Source organism: Clostridium pascui (genome assembly GCF_016908015.1).
In the GTDB taxonomy this organism is placed as follows: domain Bacteria; phylum Bacillota; class Clostridia; order Clostridiales; family Clostridiaceae; genus Clostridium_AK; species Clostridium_AK pascui.
On sequence record NZ_JAFBDB010000008.1, the window covers coordinates 24,619 to 41,672 of the forward strand.

A 17,054-nucleotide genomic window follows, 5' to 3' on the forward strand; every position below is an offset into this window, starting at 1 on the left:
AATCTATTTATCCAATTAATTTATTTTTTAATATTAATTTACTCTAGCTTAAGCTTCGCAAGTGCCTCTGCTAATGCTGAGTTAATTGGCTCATCTGCTTCTTTTTTTAATTTTTTCATATAATTATTTACATCTCTTTTATCTGCTTTACCATCTTTATCAAATCTCTTTTTAAATTGACTTGCTTTTTCTCTGAAGCTGCAATTAGCACCTGTACATACGTATATTTGTCCTTCTCCTTCGCCACGAAGTTCAAGCTTTTTCTTACACTCTGGGCATCTTGCATTAGTGACTCTTGCAACACCTTTTCTATATCCACATTCTCTATCTTGGCAAACAAGCATTTTACCCTTTTTAGCATTAACCTCAAGCATTGGCTTTCCGCACTGTGGGCATTTATTTCCTGTAACATTATCGTGCCTAAATTTTTCTTCGCTGTTTTTTATTTCACCAACAATCTTCTCTGCATAACTTCTCATTTCATTTATGAATGTATTTTTATTTAATTTTCCTTTGGATATATAATCAAGCTTTTGCTCCCACTGCCCAGTAAGCTCAGGTGATCTTAACTCCTCAGGGACTAAATTTAATAACTGCCTTCCCTTAGAAGTTATAAATATATCCTTACCTCTTTTTTCAATTAAAAATGTATTAAATAACTTTTCAATAATATCAGCTCTTGTAGCTACAGTCCCAAGTCCTCCTGTTTCTCCAAGAGTTTTGGCTATTTCCTTATCATTGGTATTCATATACTTTACTGGATTTTCCATAGCAGATAATAGGGTCCCTTCATTAAATGGTGCTGGAGGCTTAGTTTCCCCTTGATTTTGAGATACTTTAATTACTTTTAAAACATCTCCCTTATTTAAATTAGGTAATATTTGTTCTGAGGAATCTTCTTCACTATCATTTCCTGAAAAGTTATTTTCATAAACCTCTTTCCATCCCTGTAAAATAACTATTTTACCCTTTGCAGTAAAAACTTCTTCTCCAATTTTAGCTTTTATTGAAGTTTCTTCATACTCAAAAGGAGGATAAAGTACACTTAAAAATCTTTTTACAACCAAATCATATATTTTTCTTTCACTATCATTTAATGAAGATAATGTAGCTCTTTCTTCCGTAGGTATTATGGCATGGTGATCTGAAACCTTACTATCATCTACAAAGGACTTATTTGCTTTTATTGGACTTTTAAGTATATTCAAAGATGCTTTTGAATAAGGCCCCACTCCACATGCCTTAACTCTTTCCTTTAAAGTATCCACTATATCTGCTGATATATATCTAGAATCCGTTCTTGGATAAGTAAGTACTTTATAATTTTCATAAAGCCTTTGCATAATAGACAGTGTTTCCTTTGCTGAGTATCCAAATATTTTATTTGCATCTCTTTGAAGTTCAGTTAAATCATAAAGTCCTGGGGCAAAGCTCTTTTTTAATCGCTTATTTACTTCTATAATTTCTGCATCTTTTCCTTTTATAGATAGCAGCACTTTATCAGAAAAGTCCTTATTAAACGTCTTTGTATCATGAGTTCTATTATCTTGCCAAGTAAGCTTTAAAGTAGCTGCTTGTGCATTTATGCTATAATAAGTTTTAGGCTTAAAGTTTCTAATTTCCTCTTCTCTTTTCCCAATCATAGCGAGAGTTGGGGTTTGAACTCTTCCACAGGAAAGCTGTGCATTATATTTACAAGTCAGTGCACGAGTAGCATTGATTCCTACAACCCAATCTGCCTCTGAACGTGCTTCTGCCGCTGCATATAAATTTTCATATTCTCTACCATCTCTTAATTTATTGAAACCTTCCTTGATTGCCTTATCTGTAACTGAAGAAATCCATAATCTTTTTATAGGCTTTTTCACATGAGCTTTTTCAATTATCCATCTAGCAACCAATTCTCCTTCACGTCCTGCATCTGTAGCTATGACAATTTCACTTATATCTTTTCTATTTAGCTGTTCTTTAACAACATTAAACTGCTTACCTGTTTGTTTTATAACCACAAGTTTCAAGTACTTAGGAAGCATTGGTAAGTCTTCAATTTTCCATGATTTATATTTATCATCATAAGCTTCAGGGTCAGCTAAGGTAACTAAATGACCTAATGCCCACGTAACTATATACTTTGCTCCTTCTATATATCCATTCCCTTTTTTATTACAATTTAAAACTCTAGCTAAATCCCTTCCTACAGAAGGTTTTTCAGCTAAAACTAATGTTTTACTCATTTATATTAACCACCTTTATTTAAGTTATATAAGTACTGTATATAATACCTATACCCTATAATTTCTGACTTCATGTTCTTCATAATATCACAATGATAAAGATATTAAAAGAATTAGCTCAAAAAAACAAAATAGCTCTATAATTCTAGCGCTATTTTTGTTTAACTTCAAACAAATTAATCCTTTTTATTTTATACCAAAATCACCTTGCATGATTAAACTTCTTGCCTCACCAACATAATATAATGATCCACATATACAAATTATAGAATCATCTACAGATTCTGATAAAATTAAATCTATGGCTTCTTCTATGCTACTACATGCTTTCGTTTCAATATTATGCTCCTTAATAACTTCAGATAATGTTTGTGCATCCAAGGCTCTTTCATTTTTAGGACTTACGGTAAATATACTTTCTGATATAGGTGCTATCTTATCTAACATTTCCTTATAGTTTTTATCCTTTAAAACACCAAATATAAACTTAATTTTTTGTCCTTTAAAGTTTGCCTTAAAAAATTCAGCAACAGTATTGATTCCATCAACATTATGAGCTCCATCTATAAAAATTTTTGGTTCTGTACTAATTAACTCAAGTCTACATTGCCATCTTGTATTAATAAGTCCATTAACTAGGTTAGTTTCATCTATATTAAATCCGTACTTTTTCAAAGCAAGAATTACCTCAATAGCAGTTGCAGCATTATCTATCTGATGCTTACCTAAAAGCTTTATTTTAAGATTTTTTATATCCTTATAATCAAATATTTGTTCTAATACACCTTCATTATTGTGAATAAATATTTCTTCTTTATTTACACAGTTTAAGCTGGCATCATGTTTGTTACAGTAAGACTGTATTATAGGTGGAACTGTTTCAAAATCTTGCGGTGATAAAACTACTACACTATTATCTTTTATTATTCCTGCCTTTTCTCTTGCTATATCTTCTATTTCATTTCCTAAAATATTAACATGATCATAACCAATTTTACTAATTACTGAAACTAGAGGCTTTTCAATTACATTTGTTGCATCAAGTCTTCCACCTAATCCAACTTCAAGTATAACAAAGTCACACTTTTTTTCATAAAAATATAAAAGAGCAACAGCAGTTAATATTTCAAAAGAAGTTACTCCTTCTTTATTCAAACTAGGGCTTGATTCAATAACATTCTTTACATAAGAAGTTATACGAGCAAAATCATCATCACTTATACATTCACTACCTGCTTTTATTACTTCATTCATTTTAATTAAATACGGTGATGTATATATACCTACTTTGTATCCTGCATCCATCAATATATTATATGTATAATTTGCAATTGACCCTTTTCCATTTGTGCCAGCAATATGAATATACTTTTGACCTTTATCTGGACTCCCTAATTCCCTAAGTAACTTAGAAATTCTTTCAAGTCCTAAATTTATTTTACTGCAACCCAAATTTTCATAATAATTCATCACTTCATTATAGTCCATTTTATGATCCCCCTCTTTTGATAAACTCTAATAAAACTTAATAAGTATATTTTAACATGCGATACCCTTTTTCCCAACCTTAAATTAGGATAGTATATATGTTATAATAATTTAAATATCAAAATTGTATACCATAACTTAAATCAACCTGGGGATGGGGGAATTAATATGGCAGATAAGATAAATGCTATACTGCAAAATGAAAATTACAAAATTTATTTGGCTAAGAATGAAGAAAAAGAAAAGACTAGAGAGTTTTGTCATCATGATTTGCAGCACTTTCTTGATGTAGCAAGAATAGCCTATATAATTAATTTAGAAAAAAGCATCAACATACACAAGGATACAATTTATGCTACTGCCCTGCTTCATGATATTGGCAGATGGATGCAGTATGAGAAGGGCATACCCCATGATGAGGCCAGTGCAGAGCTTGCAGCTGATATACTTAAAGCATGTGGCTTTAATGAAAATGAAATTAGAGAAATCATCGCTGCTATATTAATGCACAGAAAGGCTCCTGCAGATGAAAAAAGCTTAGGTTATTTGATTTATCGCAGTGATAAGCTGTCAAGGGGATGTTTTAACTGCAAAGCAATTTTGGACTGCAATTGGTCCGAGGAAAAGAAAAACCACAATATTAAATACTAGTAAAGGAGTTAAATTTATTTATGAGTAGAGTAATTAATATAGGTAACAAGAATTTTGAGCTTGGAAAGAAAACCTACATAATGGGAATACTAAATGTAACACCAGATTCTTTTTCTGATGGCGGAAGCTTTAATAGCGTTGATAAGGCATTGAATCATGCTGAAGAGATGATTTCCCTGGGAGCTGATATCATTGATATCGGCGGAGAATCTACAAGACCTGGTCATAATATTGTATCTGGAGAAGAAGAAATTGAAAGAGTGCTGCCGGTAATCAGAGCACTAAAACTGAATTTTGACATACCGATTTCTATAGATACATATAAGGCAAAGGTTGCAGAAGCCGCGGTTAAAGAAGGTGCTGACTTAATCAATGATGTATGGGGCTTTAAGAAAGACCCTCTTATGGCAAAGGTTGCAGCAAAACTTAATGTACCCTGCTGCCTCATGCATAATAGAGATAATACAAATTATAGTGATTTGATGAAGGATGTATTATCTGACTTACAGGAATCTATAGATATAGCTTTAGAGGCTGGAGTAAAGCCGCATAATATAATTGTTGACCCAGGTATAGGCTTTGCTAAGACCTATGAGCAAAATTTAGCTGTGATGAATAATCTTGAGAAGTTAACTACTCTTGGATTTCCTGTGCTTTTAGCTACTTCAAGAAAATCAATGATAGGAAATACATTGAATTTACCACCTAAAGAAAGAGTTGAGGGTACAGTAGCCACTACTGTTATTGGTATTATGAAGGGCTGTGATTTTGTAAGGGTACATGATGTTTTAGAAAACAAACGTGCCATCATGATGACAGATGCTATAGTCAGGATTTAAATATTTTGATAGTTACATCACTTTTAGTTATTTCACCTTTTAGCATTGGAGATGATTTTATGGATAAAATGTATATAAAAGATCTTGAAGTTTATGCCTATCACGGAGTTAATATAGAAGAAAAAAATATGGGCCAAAGATTTTTAATATCTATAGATTTATGGCTTAATTTAAGAGAAGCTGGAAAAAGCGATGATCTTACAAAAACCGTTAATTATGCAGAGCTATGTCATAATGTTGAGAAGGAATTTACAAAAACAAAATATGATTTGATTGAAACATGTATTGAAAAGTTAGCTGAGTATATATTGTTAAATTATGAACCTGTTGAGAAAGTAAAGATACTCCTTAAAAAACCTTGGGCACCTATAGGGAAGCCTATAGATTACGCTGCGGTAGAAATAGAAAGATTTTGGCATAGAGCCTTTATTAGCTTAGGATCTAACATGGGAAATAAGAAACAAAACCTTGAAGAGGCTATAGAGTTCATGAATACAGGAACAACACGAGTAATAAAGTGCTCTAATTTTTATACCACTAAACCCGTGGGCTATACCGATCAAGATGATTTTCTAAATTGTGCTGTGGAGATAAAAACTCTGCTCACCCCAAGAGAGCTTATTGGATTTTTATTAAACATTGAAAGAGAACTAAGACGAGAAAGAATTGTACGATGGGGTCCTAGAACTATTGATTTAGATGTGTTGCTCTATGATGATATAATTACCTCCTTGGAGGAGATAATTATACCTCATCCTAGAATGCATGAGAGACTTTTTGTACTAAAGCCTCTTAGCGATATAGCTCCATATATGATGCATCCAATTTTAAATAAAAGAATAATTGAACTAGAACAGGAAGCTATTAAAACACAAAATGGTGATGAAATTATTGATATATTAAGATAGTAATTTTAAATAAAAATTTTGCACGTCTTAGCTTACTTGTATTACTTATATTTATTTGTAGTGAATATAGATATAAATCAACCTTTTTATTGCATCTTTAATATAATTTTATTGATAAATTTAAAACAGTATTATCTGTAATAGGAAGGTTATTTATTTTAAATTTACAATAGCTCTTCTCTAATATCCTTAGAATCTTTTGATGATAAATAGGATAATGGCACATCAAATACTGTTTTTGCTCCTTTTAATCCTTCTCTATGCATACGAACAGCTGCTCTTGCATAAGCTACAAGAATGTTTGCTGTAAACTCTGGATTACTTTCAAGCTTCAATGAGAATTCAATTGTATGATTCGTACTATCTTTTCCTGTCTTTCCTCTATGAATTACAAAGCCTCCGTGTGGCATTTTAGAATGATTTTTCTTAAATTCTTCTTCATCTATAAAATAAACACTTGTATCATAGTCTAAAAAATAATTTGGTATAGCTTTAATTTCTCTCTCAATTTTAGATAAATCCTCTCCACATTCTGCAACTACATAGCACTGTCTTAAATGCATTTCCCTATCTGTAAGTACAATATCACTTCCTAATCGTATCTTTTCTAAAGCATTTTCTATCGGAATAGTATACTCAATTCCATACTTTACCCCTTTTATACCACGAATAGCATTAGAATGTCCTTGACTTACTCCAGGGCCCCAAAATGTATAAAATTGTCCATTAGGAAGTACCGATTCTGCTAAAAGCCTATTCATTGAAAATAATCCTGGATCCCATCCTACTGATATTATACTTATGTGGTTATTTTCTATTGCCTTTTCATTTACTGCGTTAAAGTAATCTGAAATTTTAGCATGGGTATCAAAACTATCTACTGTATTAAAAAGTTCTGCAAATCTAGGGGTCTGCTTGGGAAGATCTTTTGCAGAACCTCCACACAAAATCATTACATCTATTTTATCTATGTAATTATAAGCATCATGTATATTAGCTACATTTGTATTAGAATTTTCAGGTACTATACTTTTAGAATCTCTTCTCGTAAATATGACTTCAAGCTTCATATCAGGATTTTCTCCAATTGCAAATTCAACACCTTTCCCTATATTTCCATACCCTACAATACCTACTTTAATTTTCTCCACAATGTTACCCCCAATTTAATTCTTATGTTAAAATTTATGCTGATTTAGTACAATAAATTTATATTTTTATTACTTTAACTATTTAATTTTAAAAATCATCACAAAAACAGCTCTAAAACCTTAGAGCTGCTCTTCATAAATCTGCTTATAGTCTTTAACAATCCCCCAGTATTCTATACGATTAACGTTTTCAATTATAGAGTCAAAATGTATATAAACTGGTGCATCATACAATTCATTATGAGCTTCGAAAAATTCCTTGTCCCCATATAGTATTGCTTGAAGAGCTAATGGAAGTTCCCGTGTGAAAAATTCATTTCTCTCATCTGGAGTTTTAGGATTAAATCTTCCATCCACATAAACATATGCATATAACTGAAGCTTTCCCTCTACCTTCCTCCATCTTACAAGAATTTCTTCTCGCGCAGATGTAATCTTATCATAAGCATAAGTAAGTGCTACATTTAAAAGCATTTCTTCTTCAGAATCTAAGTGGGTATAGGTGTAATGCCTTCCTAGTATTGATTGATTTTTAATGACTCCATCATCAAATTCAGTAATTAAATTTTCGGGATTTAGCTTATCCATCCTTTCACCTTCTTTATTATTAGGCTAAAAAATAAGCCCCTAATATTATATTATTGAAGGTTAAAAAATCTGTTACTATTGAATATACTAACATAGATAATATTAAAAGAAAGGATATATGTCTTATGATGAATTACGACCTTTATTCTACAAATGCGCAAAGTTTAAAAAAAGGTGAATTAAAAATCAATGGAACTGCAACTATAAAAATAGAACCCAATATAGCCATTGTAAACTTAGGAGTTGTAACAGAAGATATAAATTTAGAAAAAGCACAAAGAGAAAATGCTATAAAAGTTACTTCTATTATAAATGAATTGCTTAAATTTAATATTCCTAAACAGGATATCAGTACATTCACTTACAATATAGAACCCCAATACGATTATATAGAAGGGAAGCAAATATTTAGAGGATATAGAGTTACAAATATTTTATCCGTTACTATTAGAGATTTGCCTAAGGTTGGCCAAATTATAGATGCTGCCGTCTATAAGGGAGCTAATCGAGTAGATAACATTAAATTTACTGTAGAAAATCCATCGCCATATTATAGCAAAGCATTAAGTCTCGCTATAATAAACGCTGTAAATAAGGCAAGACAAGTAGAAAACACATTAAAAGTGAATATGTTTAAAATTCCATACAAAATTATCGAGCAAAGTTCTACTGAAAATATTCGGGAAGTTGCAGACTTCAAAGTCCTCGCTGCTACAACCCCTATACTTCCTGGCCAAATCACCATAACTTCAAATATAGAAGCATTTTTTTATTATAAATATTAATACTTTCCATAATTATTTCTTTGAGCCCCAAATTTTATATAATATATTTCTTTTAAAAGGGTACAATAATTTTGAAACTAATATAAATTGAAAGGGGTTTTTTAGAAATGGCACTTACTAATAAGGAAAAAACTTTAATAGAGGATAATTTAAATGCGGAGTACTTATGCATAAGAAAATATGAACAATACGCTTCTATGGCATCAGATCCACAAATCAAGCAAGTGTTTCAAGACCTAGCAAACAAGGAACATCAACATGCAACTACACTTGAACAAATATTATCTCAAAATGGAGTAAATAATCAAAATATATTTAAAAGCTTTACTAAGCCTCAAGGAGATTCATCAAGTGTGCAATCAAATCTCGGATTTACAGACGCACAACTTTTAAATGATGCATTATATACTGAAAAACATGTTTCAAGTTCTTATAATAATGCTGTTTTAGAATCCGTTGATTCTAACATACGACAAAAACTTCAGCATATTCAGCAAGAAGAACAAGGTCATGCTGAAACATTATTTAAGACAATGAACTCAAAAGGTTGGTATGATGTTCAGTAACCAGTAGTAAGTAACCGGTAACCAGTATTATGTAGTTTTTCTTTACAAAACATTCATTACTGGTTACCGGTTACTATAATACTTATTTTTAATTATTAAATTTCACATTTATATTATATCCATAGAATAAATATTTACTTATACACATATAAACAAGAGATTTATTCATATCTTTTTTTCTCAGGGTCTTTTCCTAAGTATTGATAATAATAGCATTGAATTCTTCCATTATAAAGCTTTCTATTTTTATTTGATTTTTCACCAAATAACTCTTGAAACTTAGGATGAGAAGTAAGTACAAAATATGACCAATCATTTAAATTTGTAAACACTTTTCCCATAGCTTTATATAATTCTTCTACTTCTTTTTCTTCTCCAATTCTCTCGCCGTAAGGAGGATTTGTTACTATAAAACCATATCTTTTCTTACTACTAAAATCTCTTACATCCATCTTTTGAAAGAATATATTATCCTCGACTCCTGCTTTTATAGCATTTGCTCTTGCAGTAGCCAATAATCTTCCATTTACATCAGAGGCAAGTATTTTGAAGTCCTTATTATTAACTGAATTTTTAGCATGCTTTCTTATATCTTCCCATAATTCTTGATCTATTATATCCCACTGCTCTGACACAAAGCTTCTGTTAAGCCCTGGTGCTATGTTTCTTCCAATCATTGCAGCTTCGATGGCTATAGTTCCTGAACCACAAAGGGGGTCTGCAAGAACTCTTGAAGGTTCCCATTTACTTAAAAGTACTAATGCTGCTGCTAAGGTTTCCTTTAAAGGGGCCTCTCCTGCAAGTTCTCTATATCCTCTTTTATGTAATCCTGGTCCTGATGTATCTATAGTTAACGTAACAATATCTTTAAGTATTGCTACTTCAATTTTATACTCTGCTCCACTTTCAGGAAATGTATCCATTCTATATTTTCTTTTCATAGCTTCAACTACAGCCTTTTTTACAATAGATTGACAATCAGGCACACTATAAAGTTTAGATTTAACGGATTTCCCAATAACATGCATAAACCCTGTTATAGGTATTATGTCTCCCCACTCCACTTCTTTAGTTCCCTGAAAAAGCTCTTCAAAAGACTCAGCTTTAAATTCTGCCATTTTTATAAGAACCCTCTCTGCAGTTCTAAGCCACATATTACAGGTCACTATATCCATTTCGTCCCCTTCAAAGGTTACTTTTCCATTTTCTATAGTTAAATCATCATATCCTAACTCTTTTAATTCATTTGCTACTACTTTTTCAAGGCCAAAAGTAGACGTTGCAATTAGTTTATACATATATATCTCCACCTTTAATTAGCAATTTCAAATTTGAACAAATAGGTTCTACTTAGATTTCCCATTATGATTATGTATTATCAATTATATATTGTCAATTTTAAATTACTTATCAATATCAAACCATCCTTTTCGTTTAAACCATAGAAACATGAAAATTCCTATAAGTACCATTATACCCCATACTATAAAATATCCATATTTCCATTTAAGTTCAGGCATATTTTCAAAATTCATTCCATATACACCTACAATAAAAGTCAATGGTATAAATATTGTAGATATAACTGTAAGCACCATCATATTTATATTCATTTTATTTGAATTAGTAGACAGATAATTATCCCTTATATCTGAAGTGATTTCTCTACTTTCTTCAATCATATCTGATAGCTTAAGCAAATGATCATAAATATCACCAAAATACACTTTATGCTCTCTTATCCAACTTAATCTTTCTGAATTTATCATTCTATATAACAAATCTCTCATAGAAGTTACTAATCTTCTTAATTTTAGCAAATCATTTCTAATTGAAAATATTTCATCTATAAGACGATGTACAGATTCCCTTTCTTCATTATTATCTATTACACTTAATTTATCTTCAATTTCCTGAATAGCAGGAAAAAACTCATCTACTATTTTATCCAATATTAAATACTCTACATCTACAGTTCCTTTATTCCATCTACTTTCACTACATATAAACTTATTCCATGCCTCATCTATTTCGTTACAGTTTTCTCTATGTACAGAAACAATAAATCTTTCTGATATAAATATTCCTACAGTTTCTGACAAAAGTGTGCCGTTATTTAATGCATTAAATATAAAAAAAGCATAACTATCATAGTAATCCATCTTAGGCCTATGATGGATTTGCAACGAATCCTCTATAGCTAGCTTATGAAAACCAAATACATCGACTAAAGCTTTCTCTTCATCCTCTGACGGATTTTCTATATCAACCCAGTACCAGCTTATTTCTTCATCTTCTAATTCATCTATAGGAATATCTTGATATAATTTCAAATCTTCTTTTATAACAGCAGTACGAATCAACTTAACACCTCCTCAGCATTAATTATCAGTTTTAAGCTTTTAGTTGTCAATTAATTTTAGAATAATATACTAACTTATGAAAATGAGCAATTAATTACTAGTAACCAGCTTGCCATAACAAAAAAGCTCCCCAATTTTGAGGAACTTTTTGTCATAGCTTTTAATTATTAACTTATAATCTATTCAGCACTTAACCCTGCTAAGTTTAGTAGATTCCATGGTTTATTATAGTGTGGTTGAAAAAAGAAATCTACAAACGCTAACTCATCTATAGTCATCTTATTTTGAATACATACAGACATTGTATTCATAGCTTGAGTTAAATCTACTTTTGATATTATCTGTGCCCCTAAAATTACTTTTGAGTCCTTTTCATAAACTACTTTTAATTTTGCTGTATCATAAGTTGGCATGAATTCTGGTCTATAATTATCTTCTACAGTTACAGTCTTAACTTCTATACCTGCTGATTTTGCCGCATTTTCAGTAAGTCCTGTAGATGCTATATTATACTCATAAATCTTAATTCCTGAAGTACCTTGAGTTCCCATGTATTTAGTAGTTGGTTTTACTAGATTTCTAGCAACCAATGTTCCCATACGTACTGCATTTGTTGCAAGAGGAATATATGCATGCTTTCCAGTAGGGTTATATATAACTGCACAGCTATCTCCTGCTGCAAATACATCCTCTTTACTTGTTCTCATATATTCATCTACTATAATTGCTCCGTTACCAAGCATATCTAATTGACCTTTAAATAATTCAGTATTTGGTCTAAATCCTATACAAAGTACAACTAAATCTGTTTCATATTCTCCCTTATTGGTTAATACCTTTGACACTTTTCCACTTTCGCCTTCAAACTTAACCACAGTTTCCCCAAGAGCAAGTTTTACTTCCTTATCTATAAATGCTTTTTCTGCTATGTCTGTATATTCTTTATCTAAGTATTTGCTTAATATACGGTCCTCAGCATCAATTAAAGTTACATTTTTGCCATTCATCTCAAATGCTTCTACCAGCTCAACTCCTATATATCCTGCTCCTACAACTACTATATTTTTAGCTTCCTTGGATTTTTCAATTATTGTATTTGAATGATAGAAGTTTTTAGATAATAATACATTTTCCAAATGGATTCCTTCAATTTTTGGAACTATTGGCCATGAACCTGATGTTATTATAAGTTTATCAAAAGTATCTTCAAATTCTTCATTTGTGTCTAAATTGCGTATCTTTATTTTCTTTTGATCTAAATCAGTTTCTAATACTTCATGTTTCATTTTTGTCTCTACGCCTAGCTGTGATAATTGTTCTGGTGAAGAGTAAAATAATCCTTGAGGGTCTTTAACTACTCCTCCAATATATAATGCTATTCCACAGGATAAAAATGAAATATTATCATTTTTTTCGTAAACTGTAATTTTTGCCTCTGGATATAACTTTGCAACATTTATAATTGCTGCTGTGCCAGCATGTGTGCATCCTATAACCGCTATTTTCATAATTTATTTCTCCCTTCATTTATAAAAACCTTATTTATATTTCATTAATTAATTTAATTTCATAAAACTCATTAATTTGATTATATACCACTTTAGTATATAATCAAATGATAATTTTTATTAATTACAAGTAATTATCCTTTGAAATCGTCATTTTTTATTTATTAGCTTTGATTCTTTAATTTTTTCATCTAAATTATATAATTTGTTTAAAAGAAGATATTATTCATCTCAATTTCGTCGGTGTATCGTAACCATAATGTATACTGCTTTCATTAAACAAAAATAAAAAACCTTACTTCAAATAAATTTTGAAATAAGGTTTTTAACATAGATTATTTCTTTATAAAATCTTTCTTTCTAAATATAGATCTTAAAAGTATAATCCATCCCCAAGAAATCGAAAGTGATGGAAGTGCCGCTGTAATTGCTGCTTCCACAGGATGCATGGATGAAAATTTTAAGGGACTAAAAAATATTATAAATGTAATAGTTAACATAAGAAACAACGTAATTCGTTCATACATTGTAGATGGTGGTGACAAAAATATCTTGTTTAAATCCATTTTTACTTTCATCTTTACACCAGCTTTCCTACTCTTTCTTCTACCAACTCAATTATTTTTCCTGAGTGTATCAAATTCCTTATGGTATTAATATGAGGATAAAGATACATGTCCTCTTCCATCACAGGTACAGTTTTGGCTATTTCATCTAAAACAGCCTTAGATGCACTGCCCGTTGATAATTCACTTTCCATAAACTGTTGTGCCTGAAATACTGATAAAAGTTCTATTGCCAAAATAAATTCAAGCTTATCTACAATTTGTCTCGCCTTTTTACAAGCATTATATCCCATTGCTACATAGTCTTCCTGATTACCACAAGTAGGCACACCATCTACACTTGATGGATGAGATAAAATTTTCATATCATTTAAAAGCCCCGCCTGAGTATATTGTGGTATCATAAGCCCTGAATTAAGTCCTGGCTTTTTTATAAGAAACCAAGGATATTCTGAAAGGCTTCCATCTACAAGCCTATTATTTCTTCTCTCAGACATCTTTGCAATCATAGTTGCTGCAATGCACGCTGAATCCATTTCAAGTCCTATATAAGAAGAGTCCGGATTACATCCTGAAATAGCTTCTCCATCTTCCCCTTCAGGCCATATTATTGGATTATCACAGCAAGAATTCATCTCTATTTCTATAGTTTCTAAAGCATCCTTTAAGGTTTTTTTTGCGGCACCATGTAATTGTGGTATACATCTTATAGATAGTGCATCTTGAAGCCTATAATTCTGAAAATGCTTTGCTACCTCTGAATCACCAAGTATCTTTCTTACATTGTCAGCCGTATTCTTTTGATCTTCATGAGGTCTAACACTCATAAGTCTTTCATCAAAAGCCCTTGTGGTTCCTTTAAGGATTTCTAAAGTCATGGCTCCTATAACATCTGCAGTCTTTGAGGAATCTATCATATCATATAATGCTAGTGCCCCAATTGCTGTAACACTTGTAGTTCCAGAAACTAGTACTAAGCCTTCCTTAGAAGATAGTTCTATAGGTTCTAATCCTACTTTTTTTAATGCTTCTCTACCTTCTAATAATTCCCCGTTTACATATGCCTTTCCTTCTCCAATAAGTACCAGTGCTATATGCGCTTCTGGTGATAAGTACCCTACTGATCCTTCCTTTGGTGCAAAAGGAGTAAGTCCGCGATTTAAAAACTCCCTGTACATTTCCATGGTCTCAATTCTCGCTCCGGTATATCCCTGTCCAACATTTTGAAGTACCATAAACATTGTTGCTCTAACTTCCTCAATAGATAAGGGCTCTCCAACAGATGTAGAATGAGATAATACTATATTTTTTTGTAATCTTGCTGTTTCTTCAGGTGATATTACTTGAGTGCAAAGTGCTCCAAATCCCGTGGTAATACCATACATTACTCGTCCTTCTTCAATCCATTTTTCCACAAGATTTCTTGATTTTTTAACTTTTTCATAGTAAGCTTTTGAGAATTCTACTTTTGCTCCAAATCTAGCAACAGCTAAAAGCTCTTCAATATTAATTTTATCTCCCAAAATAACTTTATTTATATCTTTAGCGTACATCCTTAATGCCTCCTTGTATGAAAAGGACGCTTATAAACATCCTTTTCTTGTAGTTTATTTTTCTAATTATTCTTCAACCTTATCAATAAAGAACATTTTAATTGTTGAAATTATTTGTAATACAAATATGAATAAAACCATAAACCCACCAGCTGCTGCAAGGTATTTTACTCCATCTACACCCTGTGCACCGCCTCCATAAGCTACCATAAAAAATGAAATTGCACCAATTGAAACTCCCCATAATATTTTCTGCCAAATTGGTGGCTCTACATCATGCCTTGATTCCTTTGTGCATAAAGCTGCAATAGTTGTCGTCATAGCATCTGCTGCAGTGGCAAATGAAATGATAAGAGTTAACATTACAATTGGTATAAGTATAACTCCTAATGGCAATTCTCCAAGGAAACCCCAAAGCCCTGCTACTGCTCCATGATTTTTAATAATGTCTATTAAATTTAATCTTCCACTTTGTTGCCAATTAAGTGCAGTAGATCCCCAAACTGCAAACCAAACAAGTCCAAAAACTGAAGGAAGTATCCAGTTAATTATCATAAACTCACGTATTGTTCTTCCATAAGATATTATAGCTAAAAATATTCCCATTAAAGGTGCATAAGCAATCCATATAGCCCAGTCATATAATGTCCACCACATAACTAGTGCTTCTCCACCCATATCAATTGGATCAAGTCCCCATTGCCAGAAGTTTTGTAACCAATATGCCATTCCAGCTGTGGAAGTTCTACATATATACAATGTAGGCCCAACTACAAATAAAAATCCTAATAATATATAAAATATTTTAGAGTTAAAATCTGCCAACCATTTAATTCCCTTATCTATTCCTAAAGATGAAGCAACTGTAAATGTAGCTGTGATTGTAAAGGATAGTACTAACCATAAAATTGGTCCTTGCTTAATTCCATATGACATTTCAATTCCAGAACCTACTAGTGCAAGTCCAGCACCTAATGAAGAAGCAAGTCCTAAGGCTATAGCTAAAAGTGATAAGGTATCTATTATATTTGCCCATATTCCTTTTGTTATCTTTTCACCAAACAAAGGTATTAATGTTGCTGTTACAGATAATGATTTCTTTTTATTAAAATACATATATGCCACTGCAAGTCCACATAATGAATACATTGCATAAGGAATGAAAGTCCAATTATAGAAACAACGTGCCATAGAAAAAATAGCTGCTGTTGGAGTTCCCGGTTCCACTCCTGTTTGTGCCATCTCTCCATAAATGTTTCCAAAATAAATTATTGGTTCATTAGCTCCATAAGTAACAACTCCTGTTGCAATACCACCAGTTAACGCCATTGCAAACCAAGTCAAAAATGGAAATTTAGGTTTTGCCTCTACTCCACCAAAACGAATTTTTCCAAATTTAGAAAAGGTAATTACAGCTGCGAGAATCAATGCCACAATTGAAATAATTTGATATAACCATCCAAAGGATTTAAGCGACCATGTAAATGTATTCATTGCAACAGTAGTTAACGCTTTATTATTCACTACACCAAGTATAGCTGCACCACCAACCACAATAAATGATGGCCAAAACACTCCTGATCTTACCCCTTTTAAATTTTGACTCTTACACGTTTCCTTTACAGTTGTTTTTTCTGTCATTTGATATCCCCCCTATGTTTTTTATTATTTTGTTAAAAATAGTATGTAATCTATTGATCCCTCCTGATTAATAATATAGCAACATTCATGCCAATAGCTGTAATGATTGACTAGTATGTAATTGGGCGTTACCTATGGGGATTAGGTAACGCCCAATTACTAGTACTTAGTTAGAAGTTTTACTACTAAACACTTATTAACCAAGATTGCAAC

At 31.6% G+C, this 17,054-nt stretch carries 15 protein-coding genes; 5 read left to right on the plus strand and 10 right to left on the minus strand.

Annotated features, from left to right (window positions below):
• Positions 1-38: 38 nt before the first annotated feature.
• Positions 39-2,234: a DNA topoisomerase III gene (locus tag JOC70_RS16285; protein ID WP_204599962.1), complete on the minus strand. Its 2,196-nt coding sequence runs from the start codon at positions 2,232-2,234 to the stop codon at positions 39-41.
• A gap of 186 nt (positions 2,235-2,420) precedes the next feature.
• Complete coding sequence (locus JOC70_RS16290; RefSeq protein ID WP_204599963.1) at positions 2,421-3,722, minus strand: bifunctional folylpolyglutamate synthase/dihydrofolate synthase; 1,302 nt, start codon at positions 3,720-3,722, stop codon at positions 2,421-2,423.
• A gap of 168 nt (positions 3,723-3,890) precedes the next feature.
• Between JOC70_RS16290 and JOC70_RS16295 the strand changes: the two genes are divergently transcribed.
• Genes JOC70_RS16295 through folK form a run of 3 tightly spaced genes read left to right on the plus strand, consistent with a single transcriptional unit; the run spans position 3,891 to position 6,120 of the window.
• Positions 3,891-4,373, plus strand: a complete 483-nt coding sequence (locus JOC70_RS16295) for an HD domain-containing protein (protein ID WP_204599964.1) — start codon at positions 3,891-3,893, stop codon at positions 4,371-4,373.
• A gap of 32 nt (positions 4,374-4,405) precedes the next feature.
• Positions 4,406-5,212 (plus strand): dihydropteroate synthase, encoded by an 807-nt coding sequence (gene folP, locus JOC70_RS16300; RefSeq protein ID WP_204600070.1) that lies wholly within the window; start codon positions 4,406-4,408, stop codon positions 5,210-5,212.
• Between the two features lie 59 nt (positions 5,213-5,271).
• The gene (gene folK, locus JOC70_RS16305) at positions 5,272-6,120 is read left to right on the plus strand and encodes a 2-amino-4-hydroxy-6-hydroxymethyldihydropteridine diphosphokinase (protein ID WP_204599965.1); all 849 of its coding nucleotides are present in this window, start codon (positions 5,272-5,274) and stop codon (positions 6,118-6,120) included.
• Between the two features lie 164 nt (positions 6,121-6,284).
• On the opposite strand, the gene JOC70_RS16310 is transcribed toward folK, so the two are convergent.
• Positions 6,285-7,271 carry a diaminopimelate dehydrogenase gene (locus JOC70_RS16310; protein WP_204599966.1) on the minus strand — a complete coding sequence of 329 codons (987 nt, stop codon included), beginning with the start codon at positions 7,269-7,271 and terminating at the stop codon, positions 6,285-6,287.
• 120 nt (positions 7,272-7,391) lie between these two features.
• Positions 7,392-7,859: a staygreen family protein gene (locus JOC70_RS16315; protein ID WP_204599967.1), complete on the minus strand. Its 468-nt coding sequence runs from the start codon at positions 7,857-7,859 to the stop codon at positions 7,392-7,394.
• 125 nt (positions 7,860-7,984) lie between these two features.
• Here JOC70_RS16315 and JOC70_RS16320 point away from each other — a divergent pair, with 125 nt between their 5' ends.
• A complete protein-coding gene (locus tag JOC70_RS16320; RefSeq protein ID WP_204599968.1) occupies positions 7,985-8,644 on the plus strand; it encodes an SIMPL domain-containing protein in 660 nt (219 codons plus the stop codon).
• Between the two features lie 107 nt (positions 8,645-8,751).
• A complete protein-coding gene (locus JOC70_RS16325) occupies positions 8,752-9,210 on the plus strand; it encodes a DUF3231 family protein (RefSeq protein WP_204599969.1) in 459 nt (152 codons plus the stop codon).
• A gap of 161 nt (positions 9,211-9,371) precedes the next feature.
• On the opposite strand, the gene JOC70_RS16330 is transcribed toward JOC70_RS16325, so the two are convergent.
• The 6 genes from JOC70_RS16330 to JOC70_RS16355 form a co-directional block, all read right to left on the minus strand.
• Positions 9,372-10,508 (minus strand): THUMP domain-containing class I SAM-dependent RNA methyltransferase, encoded by a 1,137-nt coding sequence (locus tag JOC70_RS16330; protein WP_204599970.1) that lies wholly within the window; start codon positions 10,506-10,508, stop codon positions 9,372-9,374.
• 105 nt (positions 10,509-10,613) lie between these two features.
• A complete protein-coding gene (corA, locus tag JOC70_RS16335; RefSeq protein WP_204599971.1) occupies positions 10,614-11,573 on the minus strand; it encodes a magnesium/cobalt transporter CorA in 960 nt (319 codons plus the stop codon).
• A 179-nt stretch (positions 11,574-11,752) separates the two neighbouring features.
• Entirely contained in the window at positions 11,753-13,081 is a 1,329-nt protein-coding gene (locus tag JOC70_RS16340; RefSeq protein WP_204599972.1) for an FAD-dependent oxidoreductase, read from the minus strand.
• A gap of 335 nt (positions 13,082-13,416) precedes the next feature.
• Positions 13,417-13,659 (minus strand): hypothetical protein, encoded by a 243-nt coding sequence (locus JOC70_RS16345; RefSeq protein WP_204599973.1) that lies wholly within the window; start codon positions 13,657-13,659, stop codon positions 13,417-13,419.
• A 2-nt stretch (positions 13,660-13,661) separates the two neighbouring features.
• Positions 13,662-15,200 (minus strand): HAL/PAL/TAL family ammonia-lyase, encoded by a 1,539-nt coding sequence (locus JOC70_RS16350; RefSeq protein ID WP_204599974.1) that lies wholly within the window; start codon positions 15,198-15,200, stop codon positions 13,662-13,664.
• 66 nt (positions 15,201-15,266) lie between these two features.
• Positions 15,267-16,841 (minus strand): BCCT family transporter, encoded by a 1,575-nt coding sequence (locus JOC70_RS16355; protein WP_204599975.1) that lies wholly within the window; start codon positions 16,839-16,841, stop codon positions 15,267-15,269.
• Between the last annotated feature and the right edge of the window lie 213 nt (positions 16,842-17,054).

Excerpts from the sequence above, each read along its gene's own strand:
- JOC70_RS16285 (WP_204599962.1), bottom strand. The coding sequence starts at position 2,234 with ATGAGTAAAACATTAGTTTTAGCTGAAAAACCTTCTGTAGGAAGGGAT.
- JOC70_RS16290 (WP_204599963.1), bottom strand. The coding sequence starts at position 3,722 with ATGGACTATAATGAAGTGATGAATTATTATGAAAATTTGGGTTGCAGT.
- JOC70_RS16295 (WP_204599964.1), top strand. The coding sequence starts at position 3,891 with ATGGCAGATAAGATAAATGCTATACTGCAAAATGAAAATTACAAAATT.
- folK (WP_204599965.1), top strand. The coding sequence starts at position 5,272 with ATGGATAAAATGTATATAAAAGATCTTGAAGTTTATGCCTATCACGGA.
- JOC70_RS16315 (WP_204599967.1), bottom strand. The coding sequence starts at position 7,859 with ATGGATAAGCTAAATCCCGAAAATTTAATTACTGAATTTGATGATGGA.
- JOC70_RS16320 (WP_204599968.1), top strand. The coding sequence starts at position 7,985 with ATGATGAATTACGACCTTTATTCTACAAATGCGCAAAGTTTAAAAAAA.
- JOC70_RS16325 (WP_204599969.1), top strand. The coding sequence starts at position 8,752 with ATGGCACTTACTAATAAGGAAAAAACTTTAATAGAGGATAATTTAAAT.
- JOC70_RS16330 (WP_204599970.1), bottom strand. The coding sequence starts at position 10,508 with ATGTATAAACTAATTGCAACGTCTACTTTTGGCCTTGAAAAAGTAGTA.
- JOC70_RS16340 (WP_204599972.1), bottom strand. The coding sequence starts at position 13,081 with ATGAAAATAGCGGTTATAGGATGCACACATGCTGGCACAGCAGCAATT.
- JOC70_RS16345 (WP_204599973.1), bottom strand. The coding sequence starts at position 13,659 with ATGAAAGTAAAAATGGATTTAAACAAGATATTTTTGTCACCACCATCT.
- JOC70_RS16350 (WP_204599974.1), bottom strand. The coding sequence starts at position 15,200 with ATGTACGCTAAAGATATAAATAAAGTTATTTTGGGAGATAAAATTAAT.
- JOC70_RS16355 (WP_204599975.1), bottom strand. The coding sequence starts at position 16,841 with ATGACAGAAAAAACAACTGTAAAGGAAACGTGTAAGAGTCAAAATTTA.